The organism is Paenibacillus germinis (genome assembly GCF_013141785.1).
Classification (GTDB): domain Bacteria; phylum Bacillota; class Bacilli; order Paenibacillales; family NBRC-103111; genus Paenibacillus_E; species Paenibacillus_E phytorum.
Genome location: NZ_WHOC01000070.1, coordinates 108916 through 127538, shown reverse-complemented (window position 1 = coordinate 127538; position 18623 = coordinate 108916). Strand labels below are relative to the sequence as shown.

Below are 18623 nucleotides of genomic sequence, written 5' to 3'. Positions count from 1 at the left end.
CCTTCATTAAACTTCTGCCCGATCCTCTAAAGCAGCATCCGAATATTGATCACGAACTCGAAGGATGGCTGGCAATTGTTGAAAAAATGCATCAACCACTTTGGGGTCGAAATGCTCGCCACGCTCCTCTTTAAACAAAGTCAAGATTCGATCGAGGTCCCAAGCTTTTTTGTAAACACGCTCACTGCCGAGTGCATCGAATACGTCAGCAATCGCTGTAATTCGGCCATAGATGTGAATGTCCTCACCCTTGATTCCGCGTGGGTATCCGCGCCCGTTCCATTTCTCATGATGCTCATAAGCGACAACAGCAGCTGTCTTCAGAATATGGCGATTGGAGTTTTTGAGCAAGTTATAACCAATATGTGTATGGTTCTGCATCAATTTGAATTCTTCATCCGTTAATTTCCCAGGTTTGTTTAAGACACTATCAGGGATCGCTACCTTACCAATATCATGCATGGGCGAAGTCATTTTCAACAATTCAGCTTCTTCTTGACTCATACCTAATCCTAAGGCTAAGAGATAAGAATATTCCGCTACACGCTTCACATGATTTCCTGTCTCCTTGGACCTGCTCTCACCAATTTCCCCCATTCTAAAAATAATTTCCTTCTGCGTTTCCTCGATCTCGTTCGTAAGCAAAGCAGATTCTAATGACTTACCCGCGTAGGAGGAAGCTAACGTTAAATATTCCATGTCTTTATCTGAAAATTGTTCGCTTGCCGTCAGCTTATTAATGGCTTGGTAAGCACCCATAATTTCACCTTGGCTGTTTCGGAACGGAATAACCAAGAGCGCTTTGGTGCGGTAACCCGTTTGTTGATCCGTTCGAAGAGCTCCATTCATGAGATAGGATTTATATTCTTCATTCGAATAAGCGTCATGAATAAATACGGCTTTATCATTGGTTACAGCATAGCCGACAAGACCAGCCGTACTGGGAATGCGTATTTCGTCGAGACCATGAGCTACTTTGGACCATAACTCATTTTTGTTCGTATCAAGCAACCAAACTGTACATCGATCAGAAACAATCATTTCTCGTCCCATATCGGCCATTAGCATAAGTACATTGTCTAGGATTCGTTCGTTCGCAATTTTGGCTGCATAGTCAAAAATGACGCGCAGCATCTCCTGAGGATCCAGGTCTCTTTTTAACTGGGAAGTTATATCGAATTGTTCGTTCTCCATGGCAGCCTCCTAACATTCACCGAACTTAGTTTATCATAAATTTCATAGGAATTGGTTACATCCTGTCGAGTTAACCGAAAATTTAGATGGATTTGTCGATCTCAACAAAAGGATTGTAAACGTTTGGCCTCGAATACGACTATGATACAATAAGAGAGAGTTTTGAACGGTTCATAAAGGGCATGGAAGAAGAATAGGAGTGCTGCATGTGGAGTGGATTTGGGGTTTGGCGGGAAGCTTGATCATCGCAGGTGCGGCCTATTGGAAGGGATCTTTATCCTTATCGGGCTTGGCTGCTGCTGTGCTGCTCGGTACGTCGATGTTTGCACTGGGAAACTTAGCTTGGTTTGGGACACTTATCGCCTTCTTCGTATCTTCTACCTTATTATCTAAACTCAAGCATCAACGTAAATCTGCAGCAGAAAGCGGTTATGCTAAAGGTGGGAGACGCGATGCCGGACAAGTTGCTGCAAATGGCGGTCTTGGTTTATTGCTATGTATAGGGAACGCGGTTTGGCCCGATCCAGCTTGGTGGATTGTATTTGTTGGGGTAATGGCAACGGTCAATGCAGACACTTGGGCTACGGAAATCGGTGGGATGAGTTTATCTACACCGCGATCAATTATTAACGGCAAGCGTGTTCTGGCTGGCACATCGGGTGGTGTAACGGGATTAGGACTGCTGGCTTCATTGCTGGGAGGAGCATTCATTGGTCTGGTTAGTGGATGGTTCAGTCAGATGATTGAGTTAGAGTATGGGGTAGGGGTATTTGCAGCGCTGATCGTACTGGGTGCTGTTTCTGGTCTGATTGGTTCTTTGGCTGATTCTTGGCTCGGGGCAACGTTGCAAGTAATGTATCAGTGTATCGTTTGCGGGAAAACCATCGAGAAACAGTTGCATTGTGGCCAGAAAGCCGCACAGATTCGCGGTATGAGCTGGATGACAAATGATATGGTTAATGCAATATCCTCGCTTGTCGGAGGCGTTATGTGCTTAGCAATAAGTATTTTGATATTTTAAAATAACTACAAAGCAACCCTGCTGCATTCTGTGCAGCAGGGTTGTTTTTGGTTGCTTAATGAACCGTTGAACCACTTGGTTCGGTTTGGTCTTTATCATGCGCCGGTTGCGGGGGAGCTGGGGGGAATAAGGCATCCTGCAGCTGCTTTTCCAAATGCCGAACTTTACGCTGCAGCTTGTACTGACGTACCATTCCGAAGAGGCCGACAATCAGACCGCCTAACAAGGTGGATGTTAAAATGACAAGGATCAAGGGTGTGGATGTCTGAGCAAACATGAAATTTACTTGAACCGGTTCGACGTTAATGACGGCAAAGACAGCCGTTATGAGGGCGAATACTAAAGCAGATATGAGAATCCATTGCATCTTCATCCATCATTCATCCTTTCACCCCAAATAAACGGCTACGCCGTCCTTCATGGACGGATGCGTTTATCTAGAAATATAGCCGACTTATCATGTGAAACTTATAAATTCTTATATTTTGAGAAAAGGTTGAAGGCGTACGCCCTCAACCTTTATCAGTACAATTACTTCGTTAACTCTTCCATTTGATCAAGTAGGGAGCTGAAGACACTCATCGCTTGCTTGATTGGTTCCGGAGTGGACATATCTACTCCGGCCTTTTTCAAGATGTTCAGCGAGTAGTCGCTGCCGCCGCTTTTTAAGAAGCCTAAGTAACGATCTACGGCAGGTTGGCCTTCATCCAGAATTTGTTTCGCAAAGCTGGTTGCTGCCGAGAAGCCAGTTGCATATTTGTACACATAGAAGCTGTTGTAGAAGTGAGGAATTCGAGCCCATTCCATCTCGATATCCTGATCCACGACCATGGCATTCCCATGGTACAGCTTATTCAAGCCATAGTAGATTTCGCTGAATTCCTGCGGCGTCAGGGAATCTCCATTTTCTGATTTCTCATGTGTAATCATTTCGAATTCGGCAAACATCGTTTGACGGAATACCGTTGTTCTGAACTGATCCGCGTAATAAGTAAGCAAGTAAAGCTTTTCTTTCGGATCCGTTACACGTTTCAATAAATAGTCCATGAGCAGTGCCTCATTAAGCGTAGAAGCGACTTCTGCAAGGAAAATCGTATACTGCGCATAGCGGTACTCTTGGTTCTCATCGGACAAATACGAATGAATGGCGTGACCCATTTCGTGTGTCAAGGTGAACATGCTGTTCAAGTTATCCTTATGATTCAGAAGCACGTAAGGATGTGTGCCATAGGCACCCCAGCTATAAGCGCCGTTCCGCTTATTTTTGTTCTCATACACATCGATCCAGTGGTTATCGAAGCCGTCTTGAAGAATTTTTAAGTAGTTTTCGCCTAATGGGGCTAAGCTTTTCTTAATTTCTTCTTTGGCTTGCTGGTAGGTGATGTCCATCTTGAACTCTTCAACCAGCGGGGCAAAAAGGTCGTACATATGTAATTCATCGACTTTAAGCAACTTCTTGCGGAGTTTCAGATAACGCTGCAGCTGCGGCAAAGAATCGTGAATCGTGGAAATTAAGTTCGTATACACTTCTTTCTTAATATTGTCCCCAAACAGGGTGGATTCAAGAACGGAAGGGTAGTGACGAGCCTTGGCATAGAAGATATTCTTATTAATATTCGCACTAAGCGTTGCGCCAATTGTATTCTTATTGTTGCGATAAGTTTCGTAGACAGCATGGAAGGCGTTTTTACGAACTTCGGAGTTGCGGCTCTCTAGGAATTGAATGTAACTTCCATGAGTAAGTTCAACTTCTTCGCCTTTTTCGTTCTTAATTTTTGGGAATTTCAAATCGGCATTGTTCAGCATACCGAAGATGGTGCTTGGCGCTCCGGCCATGTTACCCGCTTGGGCAAGTAAAGCTTCCTGATCCTTGGATAGCGTATGCGGCTTCTGACGAATCATTTCTTCGAGTGTGTCCTTATAGAAAGATAAAGAAGGATCTTCCACCAGCTGCTTAAGCTTTTCATCCGACAAACTGAGAATTTCTGGTGAAACAAAGGAGAGCGCTTCGCCTACTTCGACACTAATTTTTTTTGCTTTATCAGATAAGGCCTGGTAGGTTGGTTCTGCTGTATCTTCATGGTGCTTCATGTTGGCATAAACATACAGTCTTTCTGTTTTCACAGAGACTTCATCTTCCAACTGGAAACACTGCTTTACCGTTGCGGGATCGCTTAGTTTTCCTTGGAAGGCGCTGATTTTGCCAAGCGAGTTTTTCACATTCTGAAATTCCTGTTCCCAAGCCTTCTGATCGGGAAATAAATCCTCTAGATTCCATCGGTGCTCGGCCGGTACTTGCTTGCGTTCCAATATTTGAGTCATCGGAGCCCTCCTGTCCTTGTTTTGAGATTGGGGTAATCGGTTATCTTTGGCATGTAATTCGGCAGCTGGGATCGAGCTTAGAAGAAGTCCCATTGCCGCAGTCACATAGATCCAGCGCATTACGGTCACGCTCCCGGCGTATGCCCACATGGGATGTGCTTGATAAAATCCCATAACATGGTTTTCACCTAGTATGACCGTTAACCCATTCATTTATGATTATATGAAAAAGCTGGAAGGAAGTAAATTTACATTCCGCCTCCAAAGAAGCTAATTAAGATTAGTACAAATGATATCGAGACCATGACAATCGCCAGCAAGGCTAGGTACCGTTTCATTTGTGCCGGTAGGCTGTCTTTTTTCATAATCAAAATGATGGCTAGGCAGAAGGATACGAGTACAAATGTGATGATAGATCCGGAATCGGTCATTGTTGAATCATCCTTATCCCTATAGAGTATGACACTAGCTAACTAACGCATGATACTAACTTTCGCTGTGCAAATGAAAATTCCTTTTTCAGCCAGCATGCTGCATCGTTTCATCCGGATTTTCATCATCCTCAGCTTTGACCAGTATGAACTTGCCGCGAGAATCCATTTTGACGGTAAAACGATCTTCGGCAGCGATTTGTGCTTCATCGCTTAATTCCTTAGGAAGTGTCAACTGACCGCTATCCCCAACTTCGACCTGGTAGCCAATCATTTTCGACCATTTGCCGGCTGCAAGCACAACTACGATGAGTAAACCAATGAACAACCATTTGCCAAGCGGATTTGAGTTGAAATAAGGGGAAAGGAATTTCTCGCCGGTAATCATTTTACCAGCTGTTAATACGAGAACTCCTGCACCGATATATAGGATCGACGGATACTTCTCAATCCATTTGATGAACAGCGTACTGCCCCAAACAACGATAGGCACACTTACCAGAAGCCCGATAATAACAAGTATGAAGTTACCGTGAGCAGCTCCTGCTACAGCGATGACATTATCGAGTCCCATCACGGCATCAGCCACAATAATGGTTCGAATGGCAGCCCAGATGCCGTCTTTGGCCTTAATGTCTCCGTGATTCTTCTTTTCACTAAGCAGTTTATACGAAATCCAGAGGAGAAGAATACCGCCTGCCAGTAGAAGACCAGGAATTTTCAGAAGAGTAACGACGGCCATTGTTGCTAGAGCACGAATGACAATAGCGCCTATCGTACCCAAGAGGATGACTTGTTTTTGCGTTTCTTTTTTCAAATTACGAGCAGCCATACCGATAACGATCGCGTTATCCCCCGCAAGTACCAGATCAATGAGAATAATGCTGAGCAGTGAGACGAAGAAACCTGTTGATAACCAATCCATGAGCGAACACTCCCTTAAGCGTATTTTTGAAAAAAATAGAGCCTAGCACCGGTGACCGGTGAAGGCTCTAATTCATCAAAAAAGACCTTCACCAATAAACATGGCAAAGGTCTTGCTAACAACGTTGTCGTTGCCAATAAAGCCGGGACCTGATGAGGATCCGAATTGACGACTTTACTGTATCAGCTACTCCCCTTTGGAGTGATACGTATGAACTTATAAGTTAATTATAAGAAGGGTGGATGTGAAAGTCAAGGCATTTGGACCAAAGAATTAAACTTCTTTGAAAGCATCCATGATGGCTTGCCATTCTTCATCTGTGCCTTGGAATTTGTCTTTGGCAAACCGCTCATTAGCCCAGTGTAACATAGCTGGTCGTCCGATGAAGGTGTGGCACTCTTCGCCCCATTGATCGGTTATTTCGGTTAGTACGATTTTACTGCCTTGTACCTCGACATTCAGCATGTTCCATTTATCTTTTTTGTAAATAACGTGTTTCTTAAAAGGTTGATTTGACACTTGTTTTCCTCGTTTCTGCATTGAGCTCAAAGATATAAGCAATCGTACCACAAAAAGTGGTGATTTCCAAACAAGCAGCTGTCAATTTTCTTGTTGCCTCCAATGAGGGTCCCATGATAAAATCCTCCTAATCCTTTCCATAGGGAATGGGTTATGAGGCAGTTAGGCAAGGCCAAGAGTTGAGCAGAGGAGAGATGAGCATGGAACAAAAGCGTGTTTATGAGCAGGTTGGGGTTGCGATGACCTCAAGATCGTATGCAGAATATGAGAAAATGTTTATTTTGCAGACAGAAAATTTAATTGGTAAGCGAGTCTTAGATGTTGCAGGCGGTGCATCTTCTTTTACGGTAGAAGCACGGCAGCTAGGTATCTTCTCAGAAGCGGTTGATCCTCTGTATGAGAAATCTGCTGAGGAGATCGCGGAGCATGGTCTGCAAGAGATCGAGCTTGTTGCAGCCAAAATGGAAAAGTTAGTAGATGTGTATGATTGGACGTATTATGGTTCTGTTGACAACCACAAAGCTGGACGCGTCAAGAGCCTTAAGCAGTTTGTAAATGATTTCTCGAGTAAAGATGCAGCTTCCAGGTATCATGCTGCTTGTCTTCCTTCACTTCCATTTGCAGAAGAGAGCTTTGACCTTGTTTTAATCAGTCATTTTCTCTTTCTATATGAAGATCAATTCGACTACTCTTTTCATCGGGCAGCCGTTAAGGAACTGCTTCGTGTCTGTAAGCCTGGTGGCGAAGTGCGTATTTATCCGTTATTGAATTTTCGGCAAGCCGAATATAGCAAGCTATCAGAATTAATAAATGAGCTCACAAATGAAGGATATCTGGTCCAAAAAAGGGAAGCGAGCCTGCCTTTTTTGCCAAATTCTCATCAATATTTATGCATAATTAAAAACCCATCTGCATAGTGAAAAACGTTGGTACATCAACAAATATTAGCTTATCCACACCGTTTTTTTCGTTGATTTATCACCTTGCTAATGGTATAATTTCCTTATTCGTCATAGATGGCGATATTTTTAGGAGGTTGTTCATTTGAAGGGTACAGTTAAATGGTTTAACGCAGAAAAAGGCTACGGTTTCATTTCTGTTGATGGAGGCGACGATGTATTCGTTCACTTCTCCGCAATTCAGGGCGAAGGATTCAAAACATTAGAAGAAGGCCAATCCGTTGAGTTTGATATTACTCAAGGCAACCGTGGTCCTCAAGCAGCTAACGTCACAAAATTATAAGAAACTGGGACTTCCCACTTATAAATAGAGTGTCATAGCACAAACAACAAAAGACAGTCCCCGTATCTATTCGGGGCTGTCTTTTTTGCGATTCTTCTTTGACCGCTTTACTATTGAAAATAGCCTGTACACTTCCCAAGAGGAGACGTACAGGCTTATTTATTTTGAAGAGCAGCCCAATGTTATACGAACATATCGACGATGAGCACGGTTCCAAAGGCAATAAACGAAAGCAGTGTTTCGAGTACCGTCCACGTTTTAAACGTTTCTTTGACCGTTAACCCGAGATATTCTTTGACCATCCAGAAACCGGCGTCATTGACGTGGGAGAGCATAAGAGACCCTGCGCCTGTGGCGATAACGAGCAGCTCCAAATTCACGCCTGACATATGCTCAACAATCGGTGAAACAATACCAGCCGCTGTTGTTAATGCCACTGTTGCCGAACCAGTCGCGACTCGGATTAATCCAGCAACCATGAAAGCTAGGACAATAGGAGAAAGGGAGATATTCTCTGCCATCTGAGCAATGGATGTACCGACGCCGCTCGCGATAAGGATCTGTTTAAACCCGCCGCCAGCACCGATAATCAAGATAATCGAACCTACAGGCAATAGGCATTCATGGGATAGCTTGCTGATATAATTTTTGTTCATGCCTTGACGTATGCCTAAGAAGTAGAAGGCTGCAAAACATGAGATTAGAAGCGCAATCACTGAATTCCCAATAAAGACTAGGAATTTCATAAATCCGACTGGGAGTGACAGATACGGTGCAACAACCGATAAAACCATCAATAAAACAGGTAATAAAATAATGAAGAACGAAATGCCGGCACCTGGCAGTTTCTCAGGCTCTGTGCTTGCACTGAGCAGTTCTGGCTCATTCTCGGGAACCACACGTTTATGCACCCATTTAGCAAACAAAGGACCTGCAATGATCGCCGCTGGGATCGCAATGATGAGAGAGTAGATAAGAACTTTTCCGATATCAGCTTTGTAGATACCGATGGCTGTCATAGCCCCAGGATGCGGCGGCACAAGACCATGAACAATGGATAATCCGGCGATGACAGGCAGGCCGATTAACAAAATATTTTGTTTCGTTGATTTATGAATCGAGATGACCAAAGGCAGCAGCATGACAATCCCTACGTCAAAAAATACAGGGATTCCTATAATAAAACCGGAGAGCAGCATGGCCCAAGGCAATCTTTTTTCACCAAAAACCCGTATGAAGAAATTGGCTACTTGTGTACCAGCGCCTGAATCTGACATCATTTTTCCTAAAATCGTACCTAACGCTAATATGCCAACTAAATGGCCTAAAACGTTTCCAACTCCAGTTTCATAGGCACCAACAATTTTATCCATGGATAACCCGGCCATAATCGCTAAGAACAAACTGGCAACGGTTAAACTAATAAACGCGTGCCATTTCCACCAAGCTACCCCTAAAATAACAATCACAATCGCTAACAATGTAACCATTAATAGATACATATTCATATATAATCCCTCTTCTCCATGGTGTAGTAAGCGTTATCAATCTGTAGACGAGAAAAGGAACTGCGTTTTCTACGTGTTTCTTAACTGTCGTAATTGACGACATAATTGTGCATGACCGTGCTGTAATAACCTTTACTGAATTCAATCAGATCGCCTCGTTCATCGTACGAATAACGTAATCTCTTCAATAGAGGGGTTCCTTCTTTTACATGCAAAATTTCTTCCACATAAGAGGGAGCAGTGGCAGCAGCAAACTCATCTCGATACTTTTCTAAGGCAATTCCGTGCTCCTCAAGCAATTCATACAAGGATTGATCATTCAAATCCGAGAGTTCGATATTTGACATTTGCATGGATAGATAGTGGGAGTAGTGGATATAGGGTGTGTCATTCAAGTGATAAAGACGTTCGATGAACAAACAGCGCTCCCCAAATAATTGATAAGGTTCTGTGCCTACCTTATTCGTTACAACTTCGGCTCGCAACAATTGCTTGTGAATTTGATGGCCTTCCTCAACTAGAACTTCTGTGAAACGCTTCCATTTGGAAAGCTTGGACGTAGAAGCATTTCGTATAACCTTGGTCCCTTTGCCGCTGCTCTTTTCCAAATATCCTTCTTGCGCAAGTTCTTTGATGGCATTGCGAATGGTGATCTTGCTGACATCGAATTCCTGCTCTAGCTGGGGTTCTGACGGTATATTCGATCCTAAGGGATACACACCGTGTAAGATGCGATCCTTCAGGATATTCATGATTTGTAAATATAATGGTCTTTTATTACGGGATAAATTCACCAATCCAATCACTACCTTTCTACATCGCCTACGGCTTCCGTCATCGCACGAAGAATATCGCTTTCTGATGACATCGGAGTATCGCCTACAATGGTATGTGCAAGCATGCCAGCAGCCGCTGCAAATCCAACTGTTTTCTCCGGGGAAAATCCCTGAATTTCTCCGTGTACGATACCGCTCGTGTAGGCATCTCCTGCACCAATTCTATCATAGATAGAAAACGTGAGCATTTTAGAAAAGGTGAAGCTTTGGTCCTTATAGATAAATCCGCGCAAGGAATGCGTGTTGTCACCGTTAATGTTACGGTGTGTACCTGCTATGACAGAGATCTGATATTGCCTCGCAACGGCTGGAATCAGCTCCATCAGTTGTTCTTGACTTTCAATCTGATCAGTATGCATGCCAAGGGTAAACATCGCATCTTTTTCGTTCATCATGACAATGTCAGCCAGCTGCAGCATTTCCTCATAATGCGGTTTCGCTTTGGTATAGCCACCTTCACCCCAATGGCCGGGACGATAGTTACAATCGAAAACTACGGTGCCGCCATGCGCTTTGACCGCTCTCGCCAAATCTTTCATGTGTCGCCGAACATTATCGTTCATGGCCAAGGTAATGCCGCAGAAATGGACGATATCGATATTTTTAGCAATATCAGCAAAATTATAAGTACTTTCAGGTGCTGTGTTGAAGCTGCTCTCCTGACGGTTGGAGTACGTTACGCGGCTGGGCCGCGCACCGAATCCATTTTCTAAAAAATACATGCCCAAGTAGTTACCGCCTCGAACAATGAACGATTGAGAGATACCTAATTTTCGCAAATACGATTCCGCAGCATCTCCCACGGCATTTGTCGGCAATCTGGATATGAGGTACCCGGTATGACCTAAGCGCGCCAGTGCCGAGCTTACATTCACGCCAGTACCAGAGAAAGAATAATTCAAACTGCTAGCTTGGGATAAGAGCTCATACCCCGGCACCTGCAAGCGCATCATGACCTCTCCAAAAGCAGCAATTCTTTTAGCCATTATGATCAACCAGCTTCTTCATGATCTCCAGTAATTCGCGGACATCTTGGGCTCTCGTTTTACCTGTTTCTTTATCTATGATCGATGAATACACGTGAGGGATGACTTGTGGAACCTTAGCTTCCAGTGCGATACGCAGGATCGTTTCGAAATTATCCATGTCGATGCCGCCAGTTGGTTCTAAGGCAAAACCTTCTTCTCCGCACGCTTGCGCGACAGCGCGCAATTCATCTTCACAGCTTAAGCCATTCATCGGGAAATATTTCAAGGCATTGCCGCCCATATCACGGACAAGGGCGATGGCCGTTTTCACAGGTACAATCGCTAGCTCAGATTGCGCAGCGCTTATTGGGCCTGTTGAGATATTGACATAGCCAACGCGTCCAGTAGGGGACACCAAACTGTTAATCCAGCTATCTTGGTCGCCAAGATTGGCGTGCGTTGCACCTACGGCAGGGAATACTTGGTTAATGTGGCTGCCCGGATAGTGCTTCGCAATGGCTGCGACAACTGCAGCTTGACGATTATCGCCAGCACCAAGTCCGATCGATACGGCTTCGTCAATGGCTTTTCCGTATTCTTTCATCGCTTCTACAGCTAATTCAACCGTTGGGTAGTCTTTGGAAAGAACGCCTACAAGTACGTAACCTTCCGCTGCTTCGAATATCTCTTTAGCATTCTCTACACTATTAGCCAATACATTCAATGCCGCGCGGCCTTTATAGAAACGTTTTGCAATGTTGGACATATTATTTGCCTCCTACTAGTTTACGTATTTGAGCAGCGATAACCTCAATATCATCGCCTTGAAGCGGACGTGGATCGATATCGAAATAGCCCTGTCTAACGCCATAATCGCGTGTGTAGATAGCAATCTCACCGCTCTGCAGTCTTGTGACAACTTCCTTGGCTGTAGTGCCAGCTTGCTCAGGATCAATTTGAATGCGCGCGCGGAAAATCGAACGACCAGCTTCATCCTGTACAATGGTCACTTTTACACCTTTCAATTCGCTGAGAGGCATTAACACTTGCAAAGCGGCTTTTTCTTGTTCGCTTTTATCTTCTTTGACGCCATATTCATCAAGCGCTTGAAGTAAGCCGAAAGTGGTTTCTTTACCAACTTTCATACTTCGCCCAATACCGTATAGTTGAACTTTTACCCACTCGATATAGCTTCGTTTCCCGCCGATAATCCCTGAAGTAGGACCTTCAATGGCTTTAGAACCACTATAGATGGCAAGATCTGAGTATTTTACATACTTTTGAATATCTTCTTCTGCAGCTGCATCAACGATAAGCGGAACACTATTACGCTGTGCAATCTCCCATGCTTCTTCAACAGAAATCATATTTTTTTGGACGGCATGATGAGATTTTACGTAAAGAATAGCTGCTGTATGTTCAGTAATCGCATCTTCGATATGCTCAGCTTTACCCTCATTAGCGTAGCCAACTTCAACGAGCTTACCGCCTCCCAAGTAGATCATTGTTTCAACGGGTGCTCCATACTGGACATTGTGACCTTTGAGCATGATGATTTCGCTTTTAGCAATAGGCTCTTGGTGCAGACGTTCACTCTTGCGGCGATTTCCTTCAGTCACAACAGCCGCGACAGAGAGTGCGATGCCGCTTGATGCCGAGTTGACAACAACCGCAGCTTCGGCACCTAGGATATTAGCGATATAGTCACCTGCTTTATCAACGAGATCTGCAATCTCAACGTAATTTTGCCCGCCATGCTTCATGGCTTCCATGACCGTATCTGTCGGAGCAGATACACCTAGAATGCTCATTCGTCCACTTGCATTGATTACACGCTTTAGACCATATTTAGCATTTAATGAGAGAGCCATTCACAACCACTCCTTTGGCTTGTATGATTTGATCTGCTATACGCTTGTCACCTTCAGAATCAACAAGTGTAGTTGGTTCATTTTGAACCGTAAACAGGGTTAGATTGGCAACGTCACCAATTTGAATTCGACCAAGCTCTGGCTTATCTAGCCAGTTTGCTGCATGTGCGGTGACCGCTGCGATGACCTCTTCAAGGGAGTAGCCTAAGTAAAGAAATTTAGAGAGTACATGAGACATACTATATACTGGGCCGTTCAATCGGTTCCCGCGGTAGATGTCAGTACTAATGGTATCTAAACCGATATGATGTTGTTTTGCTGCCTCCGCAACCTTAAAGGAAAAGCTTGCAGTGCCATGACCAACATCCAGATGTACGCCTCTTTCAATAGCTTTTGTAAACGCCTGTAACGGTTTTCCATCCTCATCAAAAAGATTATTAGCTTTCCCGTTCAGATAATGAGTAATGATATCTTTTTTCTCTAAAAGCGAAAGGATATCTTCGATACTAGGTGGTCCAGAACCGATGTGAACCATCAAAGGGAGAGAGGTTTCATGAGAAAGTGCACGCGCAGCGAGCAAAGGTTCAATGCCGCAGTCACGAACAACACTTTTGCTTATTCTTGCCTTTAATCCAACAATGATATCTTTATATTGTTTTACGGCCTGTACAGCCTTTTCATGATCTATCCATGCCATGTTGGATAATTCATCGACTCTTAATAAACCAATGCGCGAAATGTTTAAAAAAGCGAACAAATTCGTTAGAGCTCGCTCCTTACTTGCAACTAAGTCAGCAATCCGGTCAGATCCGCAACTACCAGCGTCTACAATGGTGGTTACACCTTGCTTGATTCCGATCTCATCGATTTCGTCGCCGTAGGGATCAAAATCAGGAAAGGCATGGGTGTGCATATCAATCCAACCACTTGAGACATAAACATGAGAATAATCAAAAATATGCTTCCCATGTCCACTCCCAACTCTGGTCAAATCAGCGATCTTCCCGTCTTCAATTACAATATCGAGACATTCTCCATTAACGTATTTTACGTTGTGCAATACGAATCTCTCTTGCATGTGCTTGTCACCTTTTTCTGTAATTCAATTTATTAACGCTTACATTTAAGATTGCCTAGATAGCTCCTCACATACATAGGAGTGAATTGTGTTAATCGTGTAAAGAAAATAACGTTATAATGTTAGAATAGCACAGAAAATTAGTGAAGTAAATATAACGTTATAATGTTTAAAAGATTAAATTTTGCCATGAAATAAGCAATGGAATTAAGAAGCCGGAAATCAACTTCTCGGTAGACTGTCTTGCGCATCCGTTCTGAATAAGCGCGGAAAACGCGCTTATTCAGGAGCGAACGAAATAATAAGCGCGAAAACCGCGCTTTCAGTGAGTCCTCGCCGAGCCGACAGAGTCTGAGAAGCTGAAAATCAACTTCTCAGCAGATCATCCTGCGCGTCCGTTCTGAATAAGCGCGGAAAACGCGCTTATTCAGAAGTGAACGAACCAATAAGCGTGAAAACCGCGCTTTCAGTGAGTCATCGCCGAGTCGACAGAGTCTGAGAAGCTGAAAATCGACTTCTCAGCAGACAATCCTGAGTGTCCGTTCAGAATAAGCGCGGAAAACGCGCTTATTCTGGAGCGTACGAATAAAAAGGAGTATGCTTTACTTACCCCATACTCTAATACATATAAATTCTGATATGACCAAAAAGGACCTTTCACTGTTGGCGGAAGTCCTTATGAATACGTTCTTTAAGGTAGATCCCCCTCAAGGTTTATAACCCTTCTGGGACAGCCCCTTTATTTATTAACGGTCAAAGCGCCTAAACAAAAGGAGCTGTCCGCGAATGCGGCAGCTCCAATCAATCTATCATATTAGTCGATGATTTGAAGAATATCATCGACTTCTTTGCGTGCCAGTTTGCCTGGACGATCCTTCGGATAACCGAGGGAGATGACCATATTAATCTGACATTCTTCTGGGATGTCCAGATATGCTCGAATCTGGTCTTGGGCCAAAAGCACGGGGCCTGTCATCGGGCATGTTGCCAAGCCTCTAGCGTGCGCTGCGAGCATCAGGTTCTGAGAGGCTAAGCAGGAACTCTTAATGCCTTCTTCGGCCCATACGCTGTCTTCGACGAGCTGAATCGGATCAAAAATCCGATCACGGAACTTCGATTCGTAAGGCGTTGCTAAGCAAATGATAAGAACAGGAGCATCGGAGAATGCTGTAGCATAGGGACCGAATGATTTCACCAATAAGCGGGCTTCTCTAGAAAGTCCCTTTTCCTCGGCAGCCGCCGCACGGAGATGGAGTTGGTCCCAGGTCAATTGTTCGATATGTTTGATTTTCTCTCTATTTCTTATCGCAATAAACTTCCATGTCTGGGAATTCGTATCGCTTGGTGCATATCTGGCGCAGTCGATAATTTCACGAATATCTTCCGTGGCAACTTCTTGCTCTGTGAAATTTCGAACACTGCGGCGCTCCAGTACAATCGTCTTAAAATCTTCATAATTCATAAAAAACAACTACCTGCCTTTGCTGCTTGAATTGTGCATATTTTGTTACTTGGTACTAAGACTTTATGCTTATTATAAAGCAGTTGTTATTGCAGCACAACCGTGTCGCCTTCATTCAGACCTTTTAGTACTTCTGTTTTCTCAGGGGTTTCCATCCCAATCTCGATATCACGGCGTTCTACGCCTTGAGCAGTCTGCAGCATCACGTAGTAGACTTCTTTCTCATGCAGAATGGCTAAAGTGGGTACCACTAAGGTTTGAGGCTTTTTATCTGTTTCTATCGTTCCTGAGAGGCTGAGACCGGCTATTAGCTGCTCATTTGGTTCTAAAGAAATGGTAACCTCGAATTGAGCTGAACTTGTGCCTTGATCCGTGCCAGTCTTGGCAAACTTGGATACTTTTTCAACCTTACCTTGAAGCTTTTTCTGTTTCAGTGCATCTACTTTTACTTGTACAAGCATGTCTGGCTTAATGCGAAATACATCAAATTCACCAACCGTGCAAACCAACTGCAATCTCGTCAAATCTACGATTTTACCAATACGTACGCTTTCCTCGACAGACTTAGGAATTTTGGAGGAGTCTTCGAATAAGAAGATGCCATTCTCAGGCGCAACGAAGGAAGCTTGCTCCACTTTCTCTTGTTTCTTAGCCAATTGCAATTGAATGGATTGATCATTGACCGCATTCAACTGTTCTTGAATTTTACGTCCTTCTGACGCGGCAAAGCGCTGGCGGGCATCATCTTCACTAACAGCACCTGCAGCTACACTGCCACTATCCCCCCCAGGACCAGCAGCTTTGAAATTGGCTAGATCGGCTTCCAACTTTTGTTTCTTCAAGCTAGTTTGCAGGGCGGCAATTTCACTTCTTAGTGGTGTAGCATCAAGCTCAAATAACTGCTGTCCCTTTGTTACTTGAGCCCCGTCTTTTATATGCCAAGTTTTTATTTCGCCACTAAAGGGTGCGTAGACGCGCGTCTCCTTCTCATAAGAAGACTTCCCTTTGACTTCAATACTGTTAACCAGATCTTCTTTTGTAACTTTGAATTGTAGGGCATTGAACGCAGCACCTGCGTCGGCATTTTTTGTTTTCATTTGATTAGGATGGCTTGATATGTATAGAAAGCTGCTAATGCCGCAGACAATGACAGCCGTTAGAATTAGCATCCATGTTTTCTTTTTCCTCATGCTAACAATCTCCTATTCTCGTTTAATTGCTGTTAGTGCATCGGTTCGAGAAGCTTTAACTGCGGGGTATAAACCCGAAAGAACGCCTGTCATAATCGCAAAAAACATACCGACAGGAAGAATCCATAAGCTTATAAATAAGATTTCCACGGGATCGCCGCTATTATTGGAGTCGAATTTGATAATAATCAAATTAATTCCCCAAATGACCCAATAAGAGAGCAAAATACCTACAAAGCCACCTAGCATGCCTAAAAGTGAAGATTCCACGATAAACATATTGCGGATTTGTCTCAAATTTGCGCCAAGTACTTTCATGATTCCGATTTGTCTACGTCGCTGATGAGTGGACATCGTCATCGCGACCACGATGGAAATGGAAGCTACGAAGAGAACAAATAGGCCAACACCGGTGAGCAGCAATCTAACAATGGCAAACTCGCCTTTCATGCGATCTTCTTGATACAAATTAGTCTGCGTTGTGAGTTGAAGTTTTTTGATCATTTCATCTACTTGTTTCACATTCATACTACTATCAACTTTGACTCTAACTTCTGAATATTGAACATGTCTATTTGTTGAAGACTTATTTTGGGCTTGTAGAATTTTGAGACCTGTTTCAGGGGATACATAGGCAGCTTTGTTCCCTTGCAACATGGAGTCTGGCAATCCATCGGGTTTCTTAAGTACTCCAATGACGAGAACTGTCACCTCACTAGGTTGGATGGTGTTAGTGCCTGATTGGTTACCTGGTTGCTCTTGATTATTATTTGATTTCAGGGAGATTTTCTTTTGATATAGGGGGTAAGGAATAGCACCCATTTGACGGTAGGTTTCGGATTGTTCCTTGCTAGGATTTTGCTGCATAAGTTTATTACGTACTTCCTGCGTCTTTGCATCCAAGACACCAAGCGTAGCCCCATAGTTGAGAACGATATTATTGTCCTGATCACTCGCCCCACCTTGTTGGAACTTGGAGTCGAAGTCCTCTAAAGTACTCAACTCTGTTGCTTTGAGGTTCAGGTAGCTTTCTTTACCGTCATCGACAGTGAATCTGAATTGTCCTAAATCTTGAAAACTAGCAACCGATTTAACATGCGGAAAAGTACGGATGAGATCGAGCTTACTTGACGTAACTTTAGAAGGACTGTTAGGATCGCTGTTTTGGTCAACGATGGTGATTTCATCGGTTTTGAGATAGAAGCTCATTTGCTTCTGACTGTAGTGTTGAATAGATTCGCCAAATCCTAGAGCAACCATAATGGAAGCGGAACCTATGGCAATTCCTACGGTACAAAGCGCTGTTACAACCTTGCGTCGCTGCAGTTGGTCCCAGCCCAGACGAAGGTAATCCTTAAGTTTCATCCGGCCTCACCTTCCTGATCGTTTCCTTCCAGTAAATAACCATCGCGAAGCTGCAAAATGCGCTGCGTTCGGCGTGCAACTTCATGCTCATGGGTAACAATAACGAACGTGATGCCATCCTTGTTCAAGTCAATGAGTAGATCAATGATCTCTTTCTCAGTCTTCGTATCCAGATTGCCTGTTGGTTCATCAGCAAAGACGATAGCTGGCTTCGTAATCAAGGAGCGGGCAATACTGACACGTTGTTGTTGTCCGCCAGATAACTGTGACGGAAACATATCTGACTTATCCCCGATACCGACTTGCTGTAAGAGAGCCATCGCTCGTTGTTTACGTTCTTGACTTGCGACACTTTGGAATACAAGTGGCAATTCTACATTCTCACGAACGGTTAAATGTGGTATTAATTCATAAGATTGGAAGATAAATCCGATATGAGTCCGCCGAAATTCCGCCAAGCGGTTTTCGCTCATTTTCTCAATGGCTTGTCCAGCGATTAAAATACTACCTCGGGTAGGCTTCATTAGGCCTGCCATTAAATTTAGCAGTGTTGATTTCCCAGAGCCTGAGCTGCCGAGCAGAGCAACCATTTCTCCTTGCTCTACTCGGAAATTTAGCTCATGAAGAACGGGAGTTTCTTCTTGGCCTGTGCGGAAACTGTGAGATAACCGTTCAATGGCTAACACGTGAA

At 43.8% G+C, this 18623-nt stretch carries 19 protein-coding genes and 1 pseudogene; 3 read left to right on the top strand and 17 right to left on the bottom strand.

Translation table 11 applies throughout. The features are described from left to right. Window positions 1-6: 6 nt before the first annotated feature. Window positions 7-1194 (bottom strand): HD domain-containing phosphohydrolase, encoded by a 1188-nt coding sequence (locus tag GC102_RS13940; RefSeq protein WP_171690066.1) that lies wholly within the window; start codon window positions 1192-1194, stop codon window positions 7-9. 208 nt (window positions 1195-1402) lie between these two features. Here GC102_RS13940 and GC102_RS13935 point away from each other — a divergent pair, with 208 nt between their 5' ends. Then, complete coding sequence (locus GC102_RS13935) at window positions 1403-2215, top strand: DUF92 domain-containing protein (RefSeq protein WP_171690065.1); 813 nt, start codon at window positions 1403-1405, stop codon at window positions 2213-2215. A gap of 55 nt (window positions 2216-2270) precedes the next feature. Here GC102_RS13935 and GC102_RS13930 read toward each other — a convergent pair whose 3' ends face one another. The 6 genes and pseudogenes from GC102_RS13930 to GC102_RS40050 all read right to left on the bottom strand — a co-directional run bounded on the left by GC102_RS13930 (window position 2271) and on the right by GC102_RS40050 (window position 6527). Continuing rightward, on the bottom strand, window positions 2271-2588 hold the full coding sequence (locus GC102_RS13930; RefSeq protein WP_171690064.1) for a LapA family protein: 318 nt from the start codon (window positions 2586-2588) through the stop codon (window positions 2271-2273). A 158-nt stretch (window positions 2589-2746) separates the two neighbouring features. Beyond that, the gene (gene pepF / locus GC102_RS13925) at window positions 2747-4537 is read right to left on the bottom strand and encodes an oligoendopeptidase F (protein ID WP_246320916.1); all 1791 of its coding nucleotides are present in this window, start codon (window positions 4535-4537) and stop codon (window positions 2747-2749) included. Between the two features lie 248 nt (window positions 4538-4785). Next, window positions 4786-4968, bottom strand: a complete 183-nt coding sequence (locus GC102_RS13920; RefSeq protein WP_171690063.1) for a hypothetical protein — start codon at window positions 4966-4968, stop codon at window positions 4786-4788. 283 nt (window positions 4969-5251) lie between these two features. Then, window positions 5252-5893: pseudogene (locus GC102_RS13915) on the bottom strand (TerC family protein); the annotation flags it as partial. Between the two features lie 273 nt (window positions 5894-6166). Next, complete coding sequence (locus tag GC102_RS13910; protein ID WP_171640266.1) at window positions 6167-6433, bottom strand: hypothetical protein; 267 nt, start codon at window positions 6431-6433, stop codon at window positions 6167-6169. Beyond that, window positions 6393-6527: a hypothetical protein gene (locus GC102_RS40050; RefSeq protein WP_281367664.1), complete on the bottom strand. Its 135-nt coding sequence runs from the start codon at window positions 6525-6527 to the stop codon at window positions 6393-6395. The genes GC102_RS13910 and GC102_RS40050 overlap by 41 nt, the downstream gene beginning before the upstream one ends. A gap of 85 nt (window positions 6528-6612) precedes the next feature. Here GC102_RS40050 and GC102_RS13905 point away from each other — a divergent pair, with 85 nt between their 5' ends. Both GC102_RS13905 and GC102_RS13900 read left to right on the top strand, forming a co-directional pair. Continuing rightward, complete coding sequence (locus tag GC102_RS13905) at window positions 6613-7329, top strand: class I SAM-dependent methyltransferase (RefSeq protein ID WP_246320908.1); 717 nt, start codon at window positions 6613-6615, stop codon at window positions 7327-7329. A gap of 127 nt (window positions 7330-7456) precedes the next feature. Continuing rightward, window positions 7457-7654, top strand: coding sequence for a cold shock domain-containing protein (locus tag GC102_RS13900; RefSeq protein ID WP_028556542.1), 198 nt, complete (start codon window positions 7457-7459; stop codon window positions 7652-7654). A gap of 182 nt (window positions 7655-7836) precedes the next feature. Here GC102_RS13900 and GC102_RS13895 read toward each other — a convergent pair whose 3' ends face one another. From GC102_RS13895 to GC102_RS13850, 10 genes are all read right to left on the bottom strand, one after another. Next, a complete protein-coding gene (locus GC102_RS13895; RefSeq protein ID WP_171690060.1) occupies window positions 7837-9162 on the bottom strand; it encodes a GntP family permease in 1326 nt (441 codons plus the stop codon). An 80-nt stretch (window positions 9163-9242) separates the two neighbouring features. Then, window positions 9243-9956 (bottom strand): GntR family transcriptional regulator, encoded by a 714-nt coding sequence (locus GC102_RS13890; RefSeq protein ID WP_376769371.1) that lies wholly within the window; start codon window positions 9954-9956, stop codon window positions 9243-9245. 11 nt (window positions 9957-9967) lie between these two features. Beyond that, a complete protein-coding gene (locus tag GC102_RS13885; RefSeq protein ID WP_171690059.1) occupies window positions 9968-10984 on the bottom strand; it encodes a sugar kinase in 1017 nt (338 codons plus the stop codon). Further along, the gene (dagF, locus tag GC102_RS13880; protein WP_171690058.1) at window positions 10977-11732 is read right to left on the bottom strand and encodes a 2-dehydro-3-deoxy-phosphogluconate aldolase; all 756 of its coding nucleotides are present in this window, start codon (window positions 11730-11732) and stop codon (window positions 10977-10979) included. Before dagF ends, GC102_RS13885 begins: the two co-directional genes overlap by 8 nt. A 1-nt stretch (window position 11733) precedes the next feature. Next, entirely contained in the window at window positions 11734-12837 is a 1104-nt protein-coding gene (locus GC102_RS13875) for a DgaE family pyridoxal phosphate-dependent ammonia lyase (protein ID WP_171690057.1), read from the bottom strand. Then, complete coding sequence (locus tag GC102_RS13870; protein WP_171690056.1) at window positions 12815-13915, bottom strand: amidohydrolase/deacetylase family metallohydrolase; 1101 nt, start codon at window positions 13913-13915, stop codon at window positions 12815-12817. The genes GC102_RS13875 and GC102_RS13870 overlap by 23 nt, the downstream gene beginning before the upstream one ends. 814 nt (window positions 13916-14729) lie before the next feature. Beyond that, window positions 14730-15377, bottom strand: coding sequence for a nitroreductase family protein (locus GC102_RS13865; protein WP_171690055.1), 648 nt, complete (start codon window positions 15375-15377; stop codon window positions 14730-14732). 86 nt (window positions 15378-15463) lie between these two features. Then, window positions 15464-16567 carry an efflux RND transporter periplasmic adaptor subunit gene (locus GC102_RS13860; RefSeq protein ID WP_171690054.1) on the bottom strand — a complete coding sequence of 368 codons (1104 nt, stop codon included), beginning with the start codon at window positions 16565-16567 and terminating at the stop codon, window positions 15464-15466. Between the two features lie 12 nt (window positions 16568-16579). Beyond that, the gene (locus tag GC102_RS13855; RefSeq protein ID WP_171690053.1) at window positions 16580-17932 is read right to left on the bottom strand and encodes an ABC transporter permease; all 1353 of its coding nucleotides are present in this window, start codon (window positions 17930-17932) and stop codon (window positions 16580-16582) included. Next, window positions 17929-18618: an ABC transporter ATP-binding protein gene (locus GC102_RS13850; RefSeq protein WP_171690052.1), complete on the bottom strand. Its 690-nt coding sequence runs from the start codon at window positions 18616-18618 to the stop codon at window positions 17929-17931. The genes GC102_RS13855 and GC102_RS13850 overlap by 4 nt, the downstream gene beginning before the upstream one ends. Window positions 18619-18623: the final 5 nt, after the last annotated feature.